At 67.3% G+C, this 16,764-nt stretch carries 15 protein-coding genes; 5 read left to right on the top strand and 10 right to left on the bottom strand.

Translation table 11 applies throughout. The features are described 5' to 3' along the window. The first annotated feature begins 35 nt into the window (after positions 1-35). The gene (locus JZZ72_RS06260; protein WP_043860987.1) at positions 36-1,727 is read left to right on the top strand and encodes an alpha-keto acid decarboxylase family protein; all 1,692 of its coding nucleotides are present in this window, start codon (positions 36-38) and stop codon (positions 1,725-1,727) included. 45 nt (positions 1,728-1,772) lie between these two features. On the opposite strand, the gene JZZ72_RS06255 is transcribed toward JZZ72_RS06260, so the two are convergent. The 5 genes from JZZ72_RS06255 to JZZ72_RS06235 form a co-directional block, all read right to left on the bottom strand. Further along, entirely contained in the window at positions 1,773-2,567 is a 795-nt protein-coding gene (locus JZZ72_RS06255) for an SDR family NAD(P)-dependent oxidoreductase (RefSeq protein ID WP_043860986.1), read from the bottom strand. 75 nt (positions 2,568-2,642) lie between these two features. Then, a complete protein-coding gene (locus JZZ72_RS06250) occupies positions 2,643-4,133 on the bottom strand; it encodes an efflux transporter outer membrane subunit (protein WP_054914860.1) in 1,491 nt (496 codons plus the stop codon). Further along, positions 4,130-5,206 (bottom strand): HlyD family secretion protein, encoded by a 1,077-nt coding sequence (locus JZZ72_RS06245; protein WP_054914861.1) that lies wholly within the window; start codon positions 5,204-5,206, stop codon positions 4,130-4,132. Before JZZ72_RS06245 ends, JZZ72_RS06250 begins: the two co-directional genes overlap by 4 nt. Positions 5,207-5,226: 20 nt before the next feature. Continuing rightward, positions 5,227-6,780, bottom strand: coding sequence for an MFS transporter (locus JZZ72_RS06240; RefSeq protein WP_043860983.1), 1,554 nt, complete (start codon positions 6,778-6,780; stop codon positions 5,227-5,229). Positions 6,781-6,971: 191 nt separating this feature from the next. Then, the gene (locus JZZ72_RS06235) at positions 6,972-7,883 is read right to left on the bottom strand and encodes a LysR family transcriptional regulator (protein ID WP_043860982.1); all 912 of its coding nucleotides are present in this window, start codon (positions 7,881-7,883) and stop codon (positions 6,972-6,974) included. Positions 7,884-8,053: 170 nt separating this feature from the next. Between JZZ72_RS06235 and JZZ72_RS06230 the strand changes: the two genes are divergently transcribed. Beyond that, a complete protein-coding gene (locus JZZ72_RS06230) occupies positions 8,054-8,506 on the top strand; it encodes a universal stress protein (RefSeq protein ID WP_043860981.1) in 453 nt (150 codons plus the stop codon). Positions 8,507-8,544: 38 nt separating this feature from the next. After that, on the top strand, positions 8,545-9,321 hold the full coding sequence (locus JZZ72_RS06225; RefSeq protein ID WP_043860980.1) for an enoyl-CoA hydratase: 777 nt from the start codon (positions 8,545-8,547) through the stop codon (positions 9,319-9,321). 26 nt (positions 9,322-9,347) lie between these two features. Here the strand turns inward: JZZ72_RS06225 and JZZ72_RS06220 are convergent, their stop codons facing one another. From JZZ72_RS06220 to JZZ72_RS06205, 4 genes are read right to left on the bottom strand one after another with little or no spacing between them, the layout of a single operon-like run. Next, complete coding sequence (locus tag JZZ72_RS06220; protein WP_043860979.1) at positions 9,348-10,205, bottom strand: efflux RND transporter periplasmic adaptor subunit; 858 nt, start codon at positions 10,203-10,205, stop codon at positions 9,348-9,350. 11 nt (positions 10,206-10,216) lie between these two features. After that, a complete protein-coding gene (locus JZZ72_RS06215) occupies positions 10,217-10,417 on the bottom strand; it encodes a DUF1656 domain-containing protein (protein WP_043860978.1) in 201 nt (66 codons plus the stop codon). Beyond that, positions 10,407-12,593: an FUSC family protein gene (locus tag JZZ72_RS06210; protein WP_054914863.1), complete on the bottom strand. Its 2,187-nt coding sequence runs from the start codon at positions 12,591-12,593 to the stop codon at positions 10,407-10,409. Before JZZ72_RS06210 ends, JZZ72_RS06215 begins: the two co-directional genes overlap by 11 nt. Further along, positions 12,590-14,101 carry an efflux transporter outer membrane subunit gene (locus JZZ72_RS06205; protein ID WP_043860976.1) on the bottom strand — a complete coding sequence of 504 codons (1,512 nt, stop codon included), beginning with the start codon at positions 14,099-14,101 and terminating at the stop codon, positions 12,590-12,592. Before JZZ72_RS06205 ends, JZZ72_RS06210 begins: the two co-directional genes overlap by 4 nt. A 186-nt stretch (positions 14,102-14,287) precedes the next feature. Here JZZ72_RS06205 and JZZ72_RS06200 point away from each other — a divergent pair, with 186 nt between their 5' ends. Beyond that, the gene (locus JZZ72_RS06200; protein ID WP_043860975.1) at positions 14,288-15,235 is read left to right on the top strand and encodes a LysR family transcriptional regulator; all 948 of its coding nucleotides are present in this window, start codon (positions 14,288-14,290) and stop codon (positions 15,233-15,235) included. 73 nt (positions 15,236-15,308) lie between these two features. Continuing rightward, positions 15,309-16,280: a 2-hydroxyacid dehydrogenase gene (locus JZZ72_RS06195; protein ID WP_100633481.1), complete on the top strand. Its 972-nt coding sequence runs from the start codon at positions 15,309-15,311 to the stop codon at positions 16,278-16,280. A 37-nt stretch (positions 16,281-16,317) separates the two neighbouring features. Here the strand turns inward: JZZ72_RS06195 and JZZ72_RS06190 are convergent. Next, positions 16,318-16,764, bottom strand: a 447-nt coding sequence (locus tag JZZ72_RS06190) for a DMT family transporter (protein ID WP_210014185.1), incomplete at its 5' end; no start/stop codon positions are given.

Raw genomic sequence — 16,764 nt, 5'->3', positions numbered from 1 at the left:
CACCCTCTCTCAAGGATCACGAGGCTCCCCTACTCATGGACATGACCATTGGCGATTTTCTGCTGCGCCGCCTTCAGGAATTCGGCATCCGCCACCTGTTCGGCGTGCCCGGCGACTACAACCTGACCCTGCTCGAACAGGTCGAGGCGCTGCCCACGCTCGACTTCATCGGCAACTGCAACGAACTCAACGCGGCCTACGCGGCCGACGGCTACGCCCGCACCCAGGGCTTCGGCGCGGTGCTGACCACCTACGGGGTGGGCGACCTCAGTGCACTCAACGGCATCGCCGGCGCCTATGCCGAGCGGGTGCCGGTGATCATGGTGTCGGGCATGCCGCCGCTGCACGCGATCATCGACCGGGCCCTGATGCACCACACCCTGGGCGACGGCAACTACGACAACATCATGGTGACCCTGCGCCAGTTCACCGTGGCCCAGGCGCGCATCACCGTGGAAAACGCCGCCATGGAAATCGACCGCGTATTGCAGACCTGCTACCGCGAACGCCGCCCGGTGTACCTGCAACTGCCCAGCGACCTGGCCACCCTGCCGATCGAGGTGCCCGACACGCCGCTGCAACTGAGCGAGCCGCGCAGCGAGCCGGGGCAACTGCAGGCGGTGGTACGGGCGCTGGTGGCACGCCTGGATGCCGCCAGCTCGCCGGTGCTGCTGGTGGACATGGACGTGGCGCGCTTTGGCCTGGTGCCCCAGGTGCTCGAGCTGATCGAGCGCTTCGACCTGCCCTTCGCCTGCCTGCCGCCGGCCAAGGCCATGCTGCCCGAGTCGCACCCGCTGTTCCTCGGCACCTACGCCGGTGCCGGCTCCGCGCCCGGCGTGCGTGCGGCACTGGAGCAATCCGACTGCGTTATCAGCCTTGGCGCACGCTTCACCGACACCAGCACCGCACTGTTCTCCCACAGCTTCATGGACGGCGCGCTGATCCAGTTGCACGCCTACGCGGCCTCGATCGCCAGGCAGCACTACACCGCCGTGAGCCTGGGCCAGGTGCTCCAGGCGCTGGGCCAACAGGCGCTGGCACGCGAGCGCCGCGCCCAGCGCATCCCGCCGTTCAGTGCCAGCCCGGCGTTCGCCGCGCTGTCGGGCAAGCCGCTGAGCCAGCTGCGCTTCTGGCAGCGCATCGGCCACCTGATCGAAGCCGACGACCTGGTCATCGCCGAAAGCGGTACCTCGTCGGCGGGCATCAGCGGCCTGCGCCTGCCGACCGGGGCAACCTGCATCACCCAGCCGATCTGGGGCTCGATCGGCTACACCCTGCCCGCGCTGCTGGGCAGCCTGCTGGCCGCACCGACACGCCGCCAACTGCTGTTCATCGGCGACGGCTCGTTGCAGATGACCGTGCAGGAGCTGTCGACGATTCTGGCGCACAACCTCAAGCCGGTGATCTTCCTGATCAACAACGATGGCTACACCATCGAACGGCTGATCCTGGGCGAGCATGCCAGCTACAACGACGTGAACCCCTGGCGCTATGCGCAACTGGCCAGCGTGCTGGACACCCGCGAGCGCTCGCGCAGCTTCACCGTGCACACCGAGGACCAGCTCGAAGATGCGCTGGCCCAGGCCGCACAGGCCGACACGCTGGTGTTCATCGAAGTGGTGATGGAACGCATGGACGCGCCCGAATCGCTCAAGCGCTTTGCCCGGCTGTTCGCCGAGTTCGACTACGGGCTGCAACCGGCCAGCCTGCCGGCGATTGCCGGCTGAAGGCCGCGCCCGGGCGAGTCGCTCGCCCGGGCGCGGCAGGGTGCATCAGGCGATGGAACGAACCACGCCGCCATCCACGCGCAGGGCTGCGCCGGTGGTGGCGCTGGCCTGGCGCGAGGCCAGGTAGACCACCATGTTGGCGACCTCCTCGACCGTGGCCAGGCGCTTGATGACCGAGCTGGGGCGGTGCTCGGCAATGAACCGGGCCTCCAGCGTCTCGCTGTCCACCCCCTGCTCCCTGGCCATCTGGCTGAAGTAGCCGCCCACGCCTTCGGAGCGGGTCGGGCCCGGCAGCACCGCATTGACGGTCACGCCGGTACCGGCCAGGGTCTCGGCCAGCCCGCGGGAAATCGCCAGCAGAGCGGTCTTGGTGGTGCCGTAGTGCACCATCTCGGTCGGGATCTGCAGCGCCGATTCACTCGACAGGAACAGCACCCGGCCCCACTCGCGCGTGGCCATGCCCTTGGCGTAATGGCGCGACAGGCGCACCGCGCTCATCACGTTGACCTCGAAGAAGCGCTGCCAGTCCTCGTCGCTGATCTCGAAGAAGCCCTTGGGCTCGAAGATGCCCAGGTTGTTGACCAGGATGTCGGTTTCCGGCTCCTTGGCAAACAGGATGTCCGCCCCCTCGGCCGTGCCCAGGTCGGCCGCAATGCCCTTGACCTTGGCCCCCGGCAACTTGCGCTGGATCTGTTCTACGGCGCGCGTGACACGGGCCTTGGTGCGCCCGTTGACCACCACCTCGGCACCGGCCTCGGCCAGCCCGTGGGCAATGGCAAAGCCGATACCGGCGGTGGAGCCGCTGACGATCGCACGCTTGCCGTGCAAGGAAATATTCATACCTGCGTCCTTTTCTGGATGACATGTGAACCCCGGCGCGGCGCCGGCCGTGCCGGGGCACGGCCGGCGCAGGCCTCATGGGTGCTTTGACCGCTGCCCTCGATCGAGTTCAGCGCTGGCCTGGGCCGGTGGGGCAAATGACTGCCAGCCCCCGCCCAGGGATTTGTACAGGCCAACCATGGCCAGCGACACCGCCGCCGAGCTTTCGACCCACTGCTCCTGGTTGGCCAGCAAGGCGCTCTGCACGGTCAGCACGTTGAGGAAGTCGACCGCGCCCTCCACGTACTGGTTGCGCGCGGTGTCCAGCGCCACCCGGCTCTGGCGCACCGCTTCGTCGAGCAGGTCGCGGCGCAGCTGGCTGGCGTTGTACAGGCGCAGTACATCGTCGATCTCGTGCCAAGCGCGCAGCACCACCTGCTGGTACTGCACAGCCGCTTCCTGCTGCTGCGCCTCGCGCAGCTTGAGCACGCCGGTCAGGCGCCCGCCCTCGAAGATCGGCAGGCTCAACTGCGGGCCGATGGCAAACCGGCGCGAACTCCAGTTGCCGAAGTCCGACAGTTGCAGCGACTGGAACCCCGCGCTGCCCGACAGGCGGATGCTCGGATAGAAGTTGGCCTTGGCCACCCCGATGCTGGCCGTGGCGGCGTGCAGTTGCGCCTGTGCCTGGCGGATGTCGGGGCGCCGCTCGGCCAGTTCCGAGGGCAGGCCCATGGCAAAGCGCTGCGCGGTCTGCGGCATCGGTGCCGGTTGCAGCAGTTCGTTCTGCAGGCTGCGTGGCGGTTCGGCCAGCAGCAGGCTCAGGGCGTTGATCAGTTGCGCCTGGCGGTCTTCCAGGGTGGGCAGGCGCGCCTCGATGGACGCCACCTGCGCCTTGGCCTGGGCCACGTCGAGGTTGGTCGCCACGCCATCGTTCAGGCGCATCTGCGACAGGCGCAGGCTGTGGCGCGACACGTCGAGGTTCTCGCGGATCACCGCCAGGGTGCTCTGCACCGCACGCAGCTGGATATAGTCGTGGGCGGTCTCGGCCAGCAACGACAGCAGCACGCCCTGGCGGTCGTTTTCGGCCACCTCGACGCTGGCGTCGGCGGCCTCCACCTCACGCCGCACCCGGCCCCACAGGTCCAGTTCCCAGGCAGCGGTGAAGTCGCCCTGCCACAGGTTGAAGGCCGACTTGCCGTTCTTGCCGGACGGGTCGTTGAGGCCATCCTCGCTGTTGCGGGCGCGGCTGTAGTTGCCGTTCAGGTCGACCGACGGGTACTGCTCGGAGGCAATGCTGCTGCGCACCGCGCGGCTCTGCATCAGCCGGGCGGTGGCCACCTGCAGGTCCAGGTTGCGTTCGACCGCGCGCTGCACCAGTGACGACAGCTGCGCATCGTTGAACTGCTCCCACCAGCGCGCCTGCAGCGGTGTCGCCTCGGGCTGGCTGGGGCCGGCCTTGTCCTGCAGGGTCGGCCAGGCCGACGGCGCGGTGGAGCGCGGCGCTTCGAAATCGGGGCCCAGGCTGCAGGCGCCGAGGGTCAGCGTGGCGCCCAGCAGCAAGGGCGAAGTAGCCTGTGCGAAGTTCATCGAGCGCTGACCTCGTTGCCGGCCTGGGCCCTGGCCGGGCTCTGGGTATCGATTCTGGCGATCACCGACATGCCCACGCGCAGGCGGCTGAGCAATGGCTGGTCGGCGTCGAGCACGATCTTCACCGGGATGCGCTGCACCACCTTGGTGAAGTTGCCGGTGGCGTTGTCCGGCTTGACTGCGGCAAAGGTCAGGCCGGTGGCCGGGGCCACGCTCTGTACATGGCCGCGCAGCTGTTCACCGGCAAAGGTATCCACGCTCACCAGCACTGCCTGGCCTGGCTGCACGTGGGTCAGCTGGGTTTCCTGGAAGTTGCCGACCACGTAGGCCTGTGCCAGCGGCACCACCGAGAGCAGCCGTGCGCCCGGGTTGACGTAGGCGCCCACGCGCACGGCGCGCTCGCCGACCATGCCGTCGATGGGTGCGACGATCTGCGTGTAGGACAGGTCCAGGCGGGCACGGTCCAGCGCGGCCTCGGCATGCTTGAGGCCGCCCTGGGCTGCCTCCACCTGCGCGGTGAGAATGTCCACCTGCTTGCGTGCCGCGGCCAGCGCCGCACGGGTGTTGGCCAGGCGTGCCTGGGCCTGATCGACCCGGCTGCGCGCCTGCTGGGCGTTCTGCACGGTGCCGGCGCCCTGCTCGGCCAGGCGGGTGTGACGGGTCAGTTCATGGTTGGCGAACGCCAGCGCCGCCTCGTCGGCAGCCACCGTGGCCTGGGCCTGGGCGATCAGCGAAGCCTGGCGTTCGAGGGTGGCGCGGGCGTTCTGGTACTGCGCGCGGGACATCAGCAACTGCGCGTCGGCGGCGGCCAGCGCCGCCTGGAAGTCGCGGTCGTCGATCTGCGCCAGCACCTGGCCGGCCTTGACCTGCTGGTTGTCCTCGACGTGGACCGCCTTGATGAAGCCCGACACCTTGGGCGCCACCACGGTGTAGTCGGCCGTGACGTACGCATCGTTGGTGGACTGCGTGCCGCCGCTGCCGAACAGCGCGGGCAGCGCCACATAGGCTAGGCCGGCGACGACGATCACCGCCACGGCGATCAGGGTGAGTCTGGAAGTTTTACTTGAGGTCATGTCTTTCTCTCTCGACGGGACTAGGCCACTGCACGCGGCGGGTAGATCCGGGTAGGCACAAAGGGAATCAGCACGATCAGCGCCAGTGCCAGCAGCGCCATGCACAGGTAAAGGTCGGCCGAGGTCAGCACCACGGCCTGCTCATGGATGCGCCTGGCCAGCCCCGGCGCATCGCTGGCAGCCAGCGGCGAGTTGCCCAGGTTGTCCACCAGCATGTTGGAGTGGAAATGCCGGCGCACCGTGGTCAGGGCCTCCAGCACCCCGGCAGCCACCACCGAAGCCAGGCCCTTGATGGTGTTGAACCAGGCCGAAGCGAACGGGCCGTCCTGCGGGGTCATGCCGCCGGTGGCGAGCATCAGCAGCGGGATCACCGCCATCGGCTGGCCGAAGATCTGGAACAGTTGCAGCACATAGAAGTTTTCGCGCACCCACTGCGAGGTGATCTGCGTGCCGCCCAGGCATGACATGGCGAGCATGCCCAGGCCGATGGCCAGCACCCAGCGGCAGTCCACCGCGCGGATGTTGCACAGCGCCGCGGTCAGCGGCAGCGCCAGCAGTTGCGGCAGCGCCACCAGCAGCATCACCGGGCCGCTGTGCACGGGCCGATAGCCCTGGACCTGGGCCAGGTAGTTGGTGGGGATGATGATCACGGCCGACAGCACCACCAGCACCCCGCCCAGGGTGATCAGGGCGTGGGTCAGGTTGCGGTTGCGCAGCATCTGCAGCTTGAAGAACGGCAGCGGGTGCGACCATTCGTTGATCATGAACAGCACCAGCAGCACCACCCCGCCGCCCAGCAGCCAGCAGATCAGCGGCGAGTTGAACCAGCCCATGCGGTCGCCCTGGGACAGGCCGATCACGATCGAGCAGATGGCCGGCAGCCCCAGCAACAGGCCGCGCCAGTCGAACTGCTTGAAGCGCTCCAGGCGCAACGGGTCCTGCGGCAGGCCCCAGGCCACGCAGCCCATGGCCACCAGCGAGGGCAGGATGATCTGCCAGAACGCCCACTGCCAGCCGACATACTCGGTCCACATGCCCGCCAGCGGGAGGCCCAGGCTCGGCCCGAAGGTTGCGGTCAGGGCGTAGCCGGCCAGGCCGTAGAGCTTGATGCCGGGGGGCAGAAAGCGCAGCGCCACGCTCATCAGCATCGGCGGCAGCGCGCCCCCGGCAAGGCCTTGCAGGGTGCGCAGCAGCATCAGGCTTTCGAGGTTGGGTGCAAACGGGCAGAGCAACCCCAATACGGCAAAGGCGCCGATGGCACACAGGGTGAAGCGGCGCAGCGAGAAGGTCACCGAGCACCAGGGCGCAAAGGCCATGGCCGACACCGAGGTGGCCGAGTACAGCGCCACCAGCCAGGCCCCTTCGTCGGCGCCGATGTGCATCCCGCCACGGATGTCGGCCAGGGCCATCTTGGTGACCATCTCGTTGAGGCCGGCGCACAGCACCGCCAGCAGCACGCCGACCAGGCCCACCACGATACGCAGGCCGAAGGCAGCCGGGGCGGCCGGTTTGGCAGGCGCCGCGGCGGGCGCCGGGGTGGCCCCCAAGGGCGCCTGGGCCGCCAGCGACGTCATGGCCGGCCCCCGCCCACAGGCGCTGAAGCACGGCAGAAAAAAGGCACACACATGGCAGGAGGACTCCGGGTAGTTAAGTACCCGGCAAGTCTATGGAGGCCAATAGATGACGAAAACTGACATATTCGCAGTTTATTGCTGCGTCAAACGCAATCCACAAAAGCCGTCGATAACGCGTGCCTGCCCCGGGCTCAGGCGTAGTGCCTGGAGCAGCATTCCTTGAGGGTCTGGCGCAACCAGCGGTGGGCGGGGTCGTTGTCGAAGCGCGGGTGCCAGGCCTGCATGATGGTCACCGCCTCCAGCGCCATCGGGATGCGGAACGAGCGCAGCGGCAGGCCGAGCCGGGCCACGCTCATCAGCACGTGCTCGGGCAGCGCCAGCAGCAACTCGGAGTCGGGCAGCGAGAACATCGCCGAATGAAAGCTCGGGGTGATCAGCGCCACGCGCCGCTGCAGGCCCATGCCGGCCAGCGCCGCATCGATCGGGCCGGCGGCGCGACCACGGCGCGACACGCTGATCTGCTCGTAGCCGGCGAAGCGCTCGGGGGTGATCTCGTCATCGAAGATCGGGTGATCGACCCGCGCCAGGCCGACGAAAGTGGTGGAGAACAGGCTCTGCACCTTGATCTCGGGACCGAGGTTGCGCGTGGCACTGATGTACAGGTCCAGGCGCCCGTCGCGCAGTGCGGCGTCCTCGTCGCCGCCCTCGCCTTCGGGCACGAAGCGCAGCACCGTGTGCGGCGCCTGTTCGCGCATGGTTTCCAGCAGGGGCGCGGCAAAGGGCGCGATGAACACATCGTTGGCGCGCAGGTTGAAGGCCCGTTCCAGGCTCTGCAGGTCGACCTCGTCACTGGAACTGAACACCTGGTTGGCCTGCTCCACCACGCTGCGCACCTGACTGCGCAGGGCCATGGCCTTGGGCGTGGGCACCAGGCCGCGGCCGGCGCGCACCAGAATCGGGTCACCCACCGCATGGCGAATGCGCGTCAGGGTACGGCTCATGGCCGCGGGGCTCAGGTTCATCCGCCGCGCCGCGCCGACCACACTGCCTTCATCGAGCAGCGCATCCAGCGCGACCAGCAAATTCATATCTGGAAAGTGCATGGCAAGCATCCATTCATTGCTTCGTTGAGTCCGGGGCAAAGCTTAACAGTTTCCGCCGCGCTCACAGCCCCTGCATGTGGCGCAACTAGTCATTGCACGCTGCACCATTTACCGCGCCGCATGCTTTTTTCAAGAATGCTGCTCTTTGCACAGTGAGTGGACCCTGCCCCATGTACAGCGTCGTTTTGATCGCCATCGATGGCTCGCCACGCAGCCACGGCATCCTGGAAACCGTCAGCACGTTCTGCGAGCAGACCCGTCATCGCCTGCATGTGCTGCTGGCGGTCGACCGTGCCTACGCGCTGCCCGAACAGGACGGCCACATCAGCCCGCAGGACGAAACCGAATACCCGGCGGCCAGCCATGAACAGCAGGTGGCCGACATGAGCATGCTGCAGGCCGTGACCCACCTGCGCGAACGCGGCTTCCAGACCGAAGGCAACCTGGTCAATGGCGACCCGGTGTCGAGCATCGTCGCCGAGGCCAAGCGCCTGGGCAGCGACCTGATCGTGATGGGCCACCGCCACCTGTCGCGGCTGGACCGCATGTTCGACCCCTCGATCAGCAGCAAAGTCATCGACAAGGCCGGTTGCCCGGTACTGGTCGATGCGCGTCATCTCTGACGCCCCCTTGCACTCACCCCTTGAACGAGACTACACGGATGAAACTCGATTACCTGCTGCTGGAACAGATTGACGCGGTGGCGCTGATTCGCCTCAACCGGCCGCTGTCGCTCAATGCCCTGTGCGCCGAACTGGCGGCGGAGCTGGCCGGCGTGCTCGACCGCCTGGAACAGGACCGCAGCGTGCGCGCCGTGGTGCTGACCGGCACCGACACGGTGTTCGCCGCCGGGGCCGACATCATGGCCATGCGCAACCGCAACTACATCGACGTGTACACCAGCGACTTCGTGACCGTGGACTGGGAGCGCCTGGCCAGCTTTCGCAAGCCGGTGATCGCCGCGGTGGCCGGCTACGCACTGGGCGGTGGCTGCGAGATGGCGCTGATGTGCGACTTCATCATCGCCGCCGAGAGCGCGCGCTTCGGCCAGCCGGAAATCAAACTGGGGACCATCCCCGGTGCCGGCGGCAGCCAGCGCCTGGCGCACTTCATCGGCAAGGCCAAGGCCATGGACATGGTGCTCACCGGGCGCACCCTGGACGCCCACGAAGCCGAGCGCTGCGGCCTGGTGAGCCGGGTGGTGAGCGATGCGGCGCTACTCAACGAAGCCTTGCGTGTCGCGGCGCGGATCGCCGGCTACTCCGGGCCGGTAGCAATGATGGCCAAGGAGGCGGTGAACGGCGCCTTCGAAACCACCTTGAGCGAAGGCGTACGCCAGGAGCGCCGGCTGTTTCATTCCACCTTCGCCATCGAGGACCAGAAGGAAGGCATGGCCGCCTTCGCCGAGAAGCGCGAGCCGCAGTTCATGCACCGCTGAACGTTCGCCATGGCAGCGGCACGCGCTCAATCGCGCGGCTTGACCACCACCGTGCAGGTGGTGCCCGCTGCCAGCAGGAAGCCTTCGGGCACCTCGTCGATGTGAATGCGCACCGGTACCCGCTGGGCCAGGCGCACCCAGTTGAAGGTGGGGTTGACGTCGGCGATCAGTTCGCGGCTTTCAGGGTTGTCGCGGTCATAGATGCCGCGCGAGATGCTCTCCACATGCCCCTTGAGCACCTCGCCGCTCATCATCTGCAGGTCGGCCTGATCGCCCACCTTCACGTGCGGCAGCTTGGTCTCCTCGAAGAAGCCGTAGACCCAGAACGAGTCCTTGTCGACCACCGCCATCTTCGGCTCACCGGTGCGCGCATAGTCGCCGCGGTGAACGTTGAGGTTGGTCACGTAGCCGTCCACCGTGGCCAGGATGCGTGTGCGCTTGAGGTCCAGCTCTGCCGCCGCCAGCTGCGCCTGGGCCTGCTGGTAGTCGGCCAGGGCCGAGTTGGCGATGTTGCTGGCGTCGTCGCGGTTCTCCCGCGAGATCACCAGGTTGTCCATGTCGGCACGCCGGTGCGCATTGACCTTGCGCATCTCCCAGGTGGCCTTGCGCGAGGCTACCAGCGCCTGCGCCTGCCTGACCGCCACCTCGTAGTGCTCGGGGTCGATCTGGATCAGCAGGTCGCCCTTCTTCACCAGCTGGTTGTCGCGCACCGGCACGTCCACCACATAGCCGGGCACGTCGGCGGCCACGTTGATGATGTCGGCGCGTACCCGCCCGTCGCGGGTCCAGGGCGTATTCATGTACTGCACCCACAATTGCCGGCCGATCGCCACGGCAGCTGCCAGTACCAGCAAGGTGGCGATCAGGCTGAAAAACTTTTTCATCGACTAGGGTCTCAACGGTAGACGGTCAGCGCCATGGCGCCAAAGAGGCAAATGAACAGGCACAGGCGCAGCAGCGCCGGGTGCCAGAAAAAACGGTAGCCGTCATGCCCGGCAATGAACCGGTCCAGCCCCCAGGCAAGCCCTGCGGCGAACAGGAACATCAAGGTCATGGTCGGCATGTACAGGCCGTGGAAGGCGATTTCACGGGGCATCGGGCAGTCCTTGCGTCGCGGGCAGGTGGGCCAGCGGCGATTGTGGGTCGAGCAGCGAGGTACGGATGAAGTGCAGGTAGCTCTGCACCCGGCGCAGGGCCGAGGTGTCGAAGTGCCGGGCGAAAGGTTCGTCGGTGGCCTGCACGCGGCTGATCGCATGGTCCACTGCCACCAGCGCACGCTCGTGATTGCTGGCGGTGGGCTGCAGGAACAGCCGCGCCAGCGCCCGGCCCATCACGCGGATCGCCTGGCGCCAGGGCTGGGACTCGGCATAGCACGGGTGCACCGGGAGTATCGCCTGTTCCTTGCGCAGCTCGATGATCGCGTGGCCCACCTCCAGCACCACGAACATCCAGCGCAGCAGCTTGCTCTGCACCTGGGGCTGGCCCACGGCCAGGCCATAGGCCTGGTGCAGCAGGTCACGGGTGCGGCTCTCGAACGCCGAGCCCAGCCCGCGCAGGCGCCCGCTGATGGCGAACAGCACCTGGCCGCGCAGGTCCTGCTCCAGGCGGCTCCACAGCCAGCGGCTGTTGGGCGGCAGGATGATCGCCCCGGCCGCCGCGCACACCAGCATGCCGATGACCATGGCGATGTAGTCGTTGACGAAGGTGTAGGGGTTGTAGACGGTGAGGTTGTCGGGCACCGAGCCGGTCGAGAAGAAGATCAGCAGGCCCAGGCCATAACCGGCGTAGGCCGGGCGCGAGGCCAGGAACGCGCCCACCACGAACACCGGCGCCAGCACCATGCACAGCAGCGGGAAGCCGTCGATCCAGGGGAACACGAAGAAGGTTTCGAAGAACCCCACCAGCGCGCCGAACAGGGTGCCGCAGGCCATCTGAAACGACATGCGCTTGGGGTTGGGGGTGGCCGCCGACAGGCCCACGGTGGCCGCCGCGATCAGGGTCATCATGGCCCCGCTGGGCCACGCCGTGGCCAGCCAGAAGCTGCCCAGCACCAGCAGGATGAACGCGGCCCGCACGCCGGCAGCCAGCGACACCAGCCAGTTGGTCTGGGCCACGTAGGGTTCGTCCCATTGCTCACGGGCGTGGCTGTGCTCGGCCAGCGAGGCGTGGGTCTGGGCATAGCTGTGCAGGTCGTCGACGAAGCGGTACAGCAGTTCGTAGGCGGTGTGAAAGTCGAGCAGGTCGGCGTCGCTGGGCGCGGTGTCGAGGTAGGCGGCGCGCAGGCTGCGTACCCGCTCGGGCAGGTCGTCCTTGTAGGCGGCCAGTTGCTCGGCCAGGCGCGCGGCATCGGCGTGGGTCAGCGAGCGCCCGGCATAGCCGTCGAGCAGGTTGGCCAGGGCATCGAGGCCCGGTTCGATGGCCGTGACGATCTGCAGCGGGCCGCGCTGGCGCAGGCGCTCGAGCAGTTGGTGCAGGGCGTTGAAGCGCGTGGTGATGGCCATGAACTCGCTGTTCATGCGGCCCAGGCGGCCGTTGCGCCGGCGCATGTGCGGGTCTTCGAAGGCGGTCACGCTGCGCAGGCTTTCCAGGCCCACCGCCTCGGCGATGAAGCGCACGTTGCTGCTTTCGAAACGGTCGCGCTGGCTGTCGCCGCGCAGGCCTTCGGCGACGAAGCCGGCGAACACGCCAAAGCGCTGGTACAGGGCGTTGCGCATCGAGGCACTGGCCGACTGCGGCAGGATCGCGGCGCTGACCAGGGTCGACACCAGGATGCCCAGGGAGATCTCCAGCACCCGCCACACTGCCGCCATGAATGCACCGTCGGGGTGCTGCAGGGCCGGCAGGCCGACCATGGCCGCGGTGTAGCCGGCCAGCACGAAGCCATAGGCGCGAAAGTTGCGGTAGCGCATCGCCCCCGCCGAGCAGATGCCCACCCAGATCGCCAGGCTGGGCAGGAACAGCTCGGTGTTCTGCGGGAAGATCGCGATCAGCGCGACCATCACCGACGAACCGGCCAGGGTGCCGAGCAGGCGGTAGAAGCTCTTGGCGAACACGTGGCCGCTCTGCAGCTGCATCACGATGAACACGGTGATCATCGCGGTGCGCGGCTGCGGCAGCTCCAGGCGCATGGCCAGCCACAGGGTGAGAAACGCCGCGCTCAGCACCTTGAAGATGTACACCCAGGTGACGCCGTCGCTGCGCGCCCATTCAAAGAAGCCGCGACGCCATTCAAGTGATGCCAGCCAGCGAAACGGCAGGGTCATGGCGCTCATTTGTCGAACACCGCCAGGGTGCGCGGGGTGGCCGGTGCGGCCTGCTTATCCGGCGTCGGCACATCGTTGCCGGCGCCCAGCCCACCGCCCAGGGCGGTGACCAGTTCGGCATGCGCGGTCAGGCGCGCGGCCTGCACCTGCTGCTGGATCTGCTGCTGGCGAAACAGCAGGGTCTGCGCATTGAGCACGTTGAGGTAGTCGGTGAGGCCGCGCTGGAACGCGATCATGGCGATGTCGTAGGTCTTCTGCGCCGAGGCCACCGACTCGGCGGCAAAGTGTTGCTGCTCGTCCATCGAGTGGCGGCGGATCAACTGGTCGGACACCCCCTTGAGGGCCTCGACCACGGTCTGGTTGTAGCGCGCCACGGCGATGTCGTAGCCGGCCGAGGCCACGCCCAGTTGCGAGCGCAGGCGGCCACCGTCGAACACCGGCAGGCTGATGGCCGGGCCGACGTTGTAGTTGAACTTGCGCCCGGTGAGAAACTCCAGCGCACCGCCGCCGGTGGCCATGAAGCCGAGCCCGCCGACCAGGTCGACGTTGGGGAAGAAGCCGGCATGCGCCACATCGATACCGCGCGCCTGGGCCGCCACCTGCCAGCGGCTGGCAACCACGTCGGGACGCTGACCCACCAGCTCGGCAGGCAGCGCCGACGGCAGCTTGAGCGCGGTGGCCAACGAGAGATTCGGCCGCTGCAACTGCGCGCCCTCGCCCGGGCCCTTGCCGGCCAGCGCGGCCAGCTGGTTGCGCGCCAGGGCGATTTCTTCATCGAGGCTGTCGAGCTGGCGATGGGTTTCGGGCAGCGGCGTCTGCGCCTGGCTGACCTCGAAATGGGTGCCGATGCCGCCGGCCAGGCGCCGTTCGGCCAGGGCCAGGATCTGCTCCTGCTGGGCCAGCTCGGCCTTGACGATGTCGCGCTGGGCAAAGTGCAGCGACAGCTGGATGTACACCTTGACGATGTTGTTCTGCAGTTCGAGCTGCGCCTGGCGCGCCTGGGCCACGCTCATGTGGGCCATGTCCACGGCCTGCTCGCTGGCATTGCGCTCGCGGCCCCACAGGTCCAGCGCATAGCTCAGGCCCAGGGTGGCATTGTTGTCCCAGGTGTTGGCACCGGACAGCGCGCCGGGGCCATAGAACTGGTCTTCGGGCCAGTTGTGGCGCTTGAGGCTGGACTGGCCGTTGACCTGCAGTTTTTCGTCGGCCTCGATCACCCCGGCCATGGCCCTGGCTTCACGCACGCGGGCAGCGGCCATGGCCATGGTCGGGCTGCCCTGGAGCGCCAGGGCGATCCAGCGCGCCAGTTGCGGGTCGCCATAGGCTTGCCACCATTGCTGGTCGGGCCAGTGGGCATCCTGCGCGGCTGCTCGGATGGCCGCGTCGGTGGTCAGGGTATTGGCTTGCAGCGTCTTGCTTTGCGGGGCGATGCCCCAGGTTCCGATACAGCCGCTCAAGGTCAAGCTAAAGGCACAGACACTGAGCGCATTCAGCGCTCTGATGATGCGACGCGGCACAGCTGCGAGTTCCCGACTAGAAGGTGGATGACGCTAGGTGACGCAATTCTAGGGGGCCGCCGCACTGGCGATAAGCGTGCTTTACTGCGAATCTTTGTTACGAAAACCGCGATAATCCGGCTTTAGTCTGAAGACTGCTTTGGTTACTTCATGTCACAATTCTGTCGTCTTCCTTGAGAGCGCCCCATGGACACCCTGCAAAACATGCGTGCTTTCAGTTGCGTCGCGCAAGTCGGCAGTTTCACCGCCGCTGCCGTGCAACTGGATACGACCACCGCGAACGTGTCGCGGGCGGTTTCCAATCTTGAAGCGCACCTGCAAACCCGCCTGCTCAACCGCACCACCCGGCGCATCGCACTGACCGAAGCGGGCAAGCGCTACCTGATGCGCTGCGAGCAGATCCTCACCTACGTGGAGGAAGCCGAGGCCGAGGCCAGCGACGCGCATGCGCGCCCGGCCGGGCAACTGAAGGTGCACTCGATGACCGGCGTGGGCCAGCATTTCGTCATCGACGCCATCGCCCGCTACCGCGAAACGCACCCCGACGTGACCTTCGACCTGACCATGGCCAACCGTGTGCCCGACCTGCTGGACGAGGGCTACGACGTGTCCATCGTGCTCGCCAGCGAGCTGCCGGACTCGGGTTTCGTGTCGCAGCGCCTGGGCATCACCTACAGCATCGTGTGCGCCTCGCCCGAATACGTGAAGCGCCACGGCGTGGCGCACAAGCCGGCCGACCTGCTCAAGCACGCCTGCCTGCGCATGGTGAGCCCGGTGATCCCGCTGGAAAAATGGCTGTTCGACGGCCCCGAGGGCCAGGAGGTGGTGAACATCACCCAGGCGCCCTTCCAGGTGAACTCGGCCGATGCCATGAAGGCGGCGATCCGCAGCGGCATGGGCGTGGGCGTGCTGCCGATCTACTCGGCCATCGACGGCCTGCGCGACGGCAGCCTGGTACGGGTGATGCCCGAGTACCGCCTGCAGGAGCTGAACCTGTACGCGATCTACCCCTCGCGCCAGTACCTGGATGCGAAGATCAAGACCTGGGTCGAGTACCTGCGCAACTCGCTGCCGGAAATCCTCGCGGCCCACGAGGCCGACCTCAAGACCCACGAGCTGCTCATCGCCACCTGAAATCTTGCTGCACAGGGGCGGCGGAGAATGATAGCGTGCTACCCATTCTCCCCTGCCCGCAGCGAGTTCGCCGATGAAAAAGACCGTACTGGCCTTCAGCCGCATCACCGCCCCGATGGTCGAGCGTCTGCAGCAAGACTTCAACGTGATCGTGCCCAACCCCAAGCTGGGCGACATCAATGCCCAGTTCAACGAAGCGCTGCCCCAGGCCCACGGCCTGATCGGGGTGGGGCGCAAGCTGGGCGAAGCGCAGTTGCACAACGCTGAGCAGTTGCAGGTGGTGTCGAGCGTGTCGGTGGGTTACGACAACTACGACCTGGCCTACTTCAACCAGCGCGGCATCGCCCTGACCAACACCCCTGACGTCCTCACCGAAAGCACCGCCGACCTCGGCTTTGCGCTGATCATGAGCGCGGCGCGGCGGGTGGCCGAGCTGGACGCCTGGACCAAGGCCGGCGAATGGAAAGCCACCGTGGGCCCGGCACACTTTGGCAGCGACGTGCATGGCAAGACGCTGGGCATCGTCGGGCTGGGCAACATTGGCGCGGCGATTGCGCGGCGTGGCCGGTTCGGCTTCAACATGCCGGTGATCTACAGCGGCAACAGCCGCAAGACCGCGCTGGAGCAGGAACTGGGCGCGCAGTACCGCAGCCTGGATGAACTGCTGGCCGAAGCCGACTTCGTGTGCCTGGTGGTGCCGCTGGGGGCCAACACCAGGCACCTGATTGGCGAGCGCGAACTGAAGCTGATGAAGCCCAGTGCGTTTCTGGTCAACGTGTCGCGCGGGCCGGTGGTGGATGAGGCGGCGCTGGCGGCGGCGTTGCAGCAGGGCACGATTCGCGGTGCAGGGCTGGATGTGTACGAGAAGGAGCCGCTGAGCGAATCGCCGCTGTTCCAGCTGGCCAATGCGGTGACCTTGCCGCATGTGGGCTCGGCCACGGCCGAAACCCGCGAGGCGATGGCCAACCGTGCCATCGACAACCTGCGCGCGGCACTGCTGGGCGAGCGCCCGCGCGACCTGGTGAACCCGCAGGTGTGGAAGTAAGGCTGCCATTCGCCAGCAAGGCGGGCTCCTGCAAGGGTTACGCGGCCCTGGTAGGCGCCGGCCTTGCCGGCGAAGGCGTCACCACCCGCCCCTTCCGGAACACCAGCACATTGCCCAGCATCACCAGCACCAGCCCGCCCAGCGCCGGCGCTGTCCACTGGTACCCCTCGTAGAACGCCGACACGTTCAGCGCCACCAGCGGGAACAGCACCGTGCAGTACGCCGCACGCTCCGGCCCCATGCGCCCCACCAGCGTCAGGTACGCGGTAAAGCCGATCACCGACCCCGGGATCACCAGGTACAGCAGCGACCCCACATACCGCACATTCCATTCCATCGCGAACGGTATGCCGCTGACCACGCAGTACAGCGCCAGCATTCCGGCCCCGTAGAGCATGCCCCAGGCATTGGTGGTCATCGGCCGCAAGCCGGCCTTCTGCTGCAGGCTCGAGAGCATGTTGCCCGCCGAGAAACACAGCGTACC

It is taken from the genome of Pseudomonas palmensis, from assembly GCF_017848315.1.
In the GTDB taxonomy this organism is placed as follows: domain Bacteria; phylum Pseudomonadota; class Gammaproteobacteria; order Pseudomonadales; family Pseudomonadaceae; genus Aquipseudomonas; species Aquipseudomonas palmensis.
This window is presented reverse-complemented; position numbering and strand designations above follow the sequence as displayed.

Excerpts from the sequence above, each read along its gene's own strand:
- JZZ72_RS06245 (WP_054914861.1), bottom strand. The coding sequence starts at position 5,206 with ATGACCTCAAGTAAAACTTCCAGACTCACCCTGATCGCCGTGGCGGTG.
- JZZ72_RS06255 (WP_043860986.1), bottom strand. The coding sequence starts at position 2,567 with ATGAATATTTCCTTGCACGGCAAGCGTGCGATCGTCAGCGGCTCCACC.
- JZZ72_RS06225 (WP_043860980.1), top strand. The coding sequence starts at position 8,545 with ATGAAACTCGATTACCTGCTGCTGGAACAGATTGACGCGGTGGCGCTG.
- JZZ72_RS06220 (WP_043860979.1), bottom strand. The coding sequence starts at position 10,205 with ATGAAAAAGTTTTTCAGCCTGATCGCCACCTTGCTGGTACTGGCAGCT.
- JZZ72_RS06235 (WP_043860982.1), bottom strand. The coding sequence starts at position 7,883 with ATGCACTTTCCAGATATGAATTTGCTGGTCGCGCTGGATGCGCTGCTC.
- JZZ72_RS06250 (WP_054914860.1), bottom strand. The coding sequence starts at position 4,133 with ATGAACTTCGCACAGGCTACTTCGCCCTTGCTGCTGGGCGCCACGCTG.
- JZZ72_RS06230 (WP_043860981.1), top strand. The coding sequence starts at position 8,054 with ATGTACAGCGTCGTTTTGATCGCCATCGATGGCTCGCCACGCAGCCAC.
- JZZ72_RS06240 (WP_043860983.1), bottom strand. The coding sequence starts at position 6,780 with ATGACGTCGCTGGCGGCCCAGGCGCCCTTGGGGGCCACCCCGGCGCCC.
- JZZ72_RS06215 (WP_043860978.1), bottom strand. The coding sequence starts at position 10,417 with ATGCCCCGTGAAATCGCCTTCCACGGCCTGTACATGCCGACCATGACC.
- JZZ72_RS06260 (WP_043860987.1), top strand. The coding sequence starts at position 36 with ATGGACATGACCATTGGCGATTTTCTGCTGCGCCGCCTTCAGGAATTC.
- JZZ72_RS06195 (WP_100633481.1), top strand. The coding sequence starts at position 15,309 with ATGAAAAAGACCGTACTGGCCTTCAGCCGCATCACCGCCCCGATGGTC.
- JZZ72_RS06200 (WP_043860975.1), top strand. The coding sequence starts at position 14,288 with ATGGACACCCTGCAAAACATGCGTGCTTTCAGTTGCGTCGCGCAAGTC.
- JZZ72_RS06210 (WP_054914863.1), bottom strand. The coding sequence starts at position 12,593 with ATGAGCGCCATGACCCTGCCGTTTCGCTGGCTGGCATCACTTGAATGG.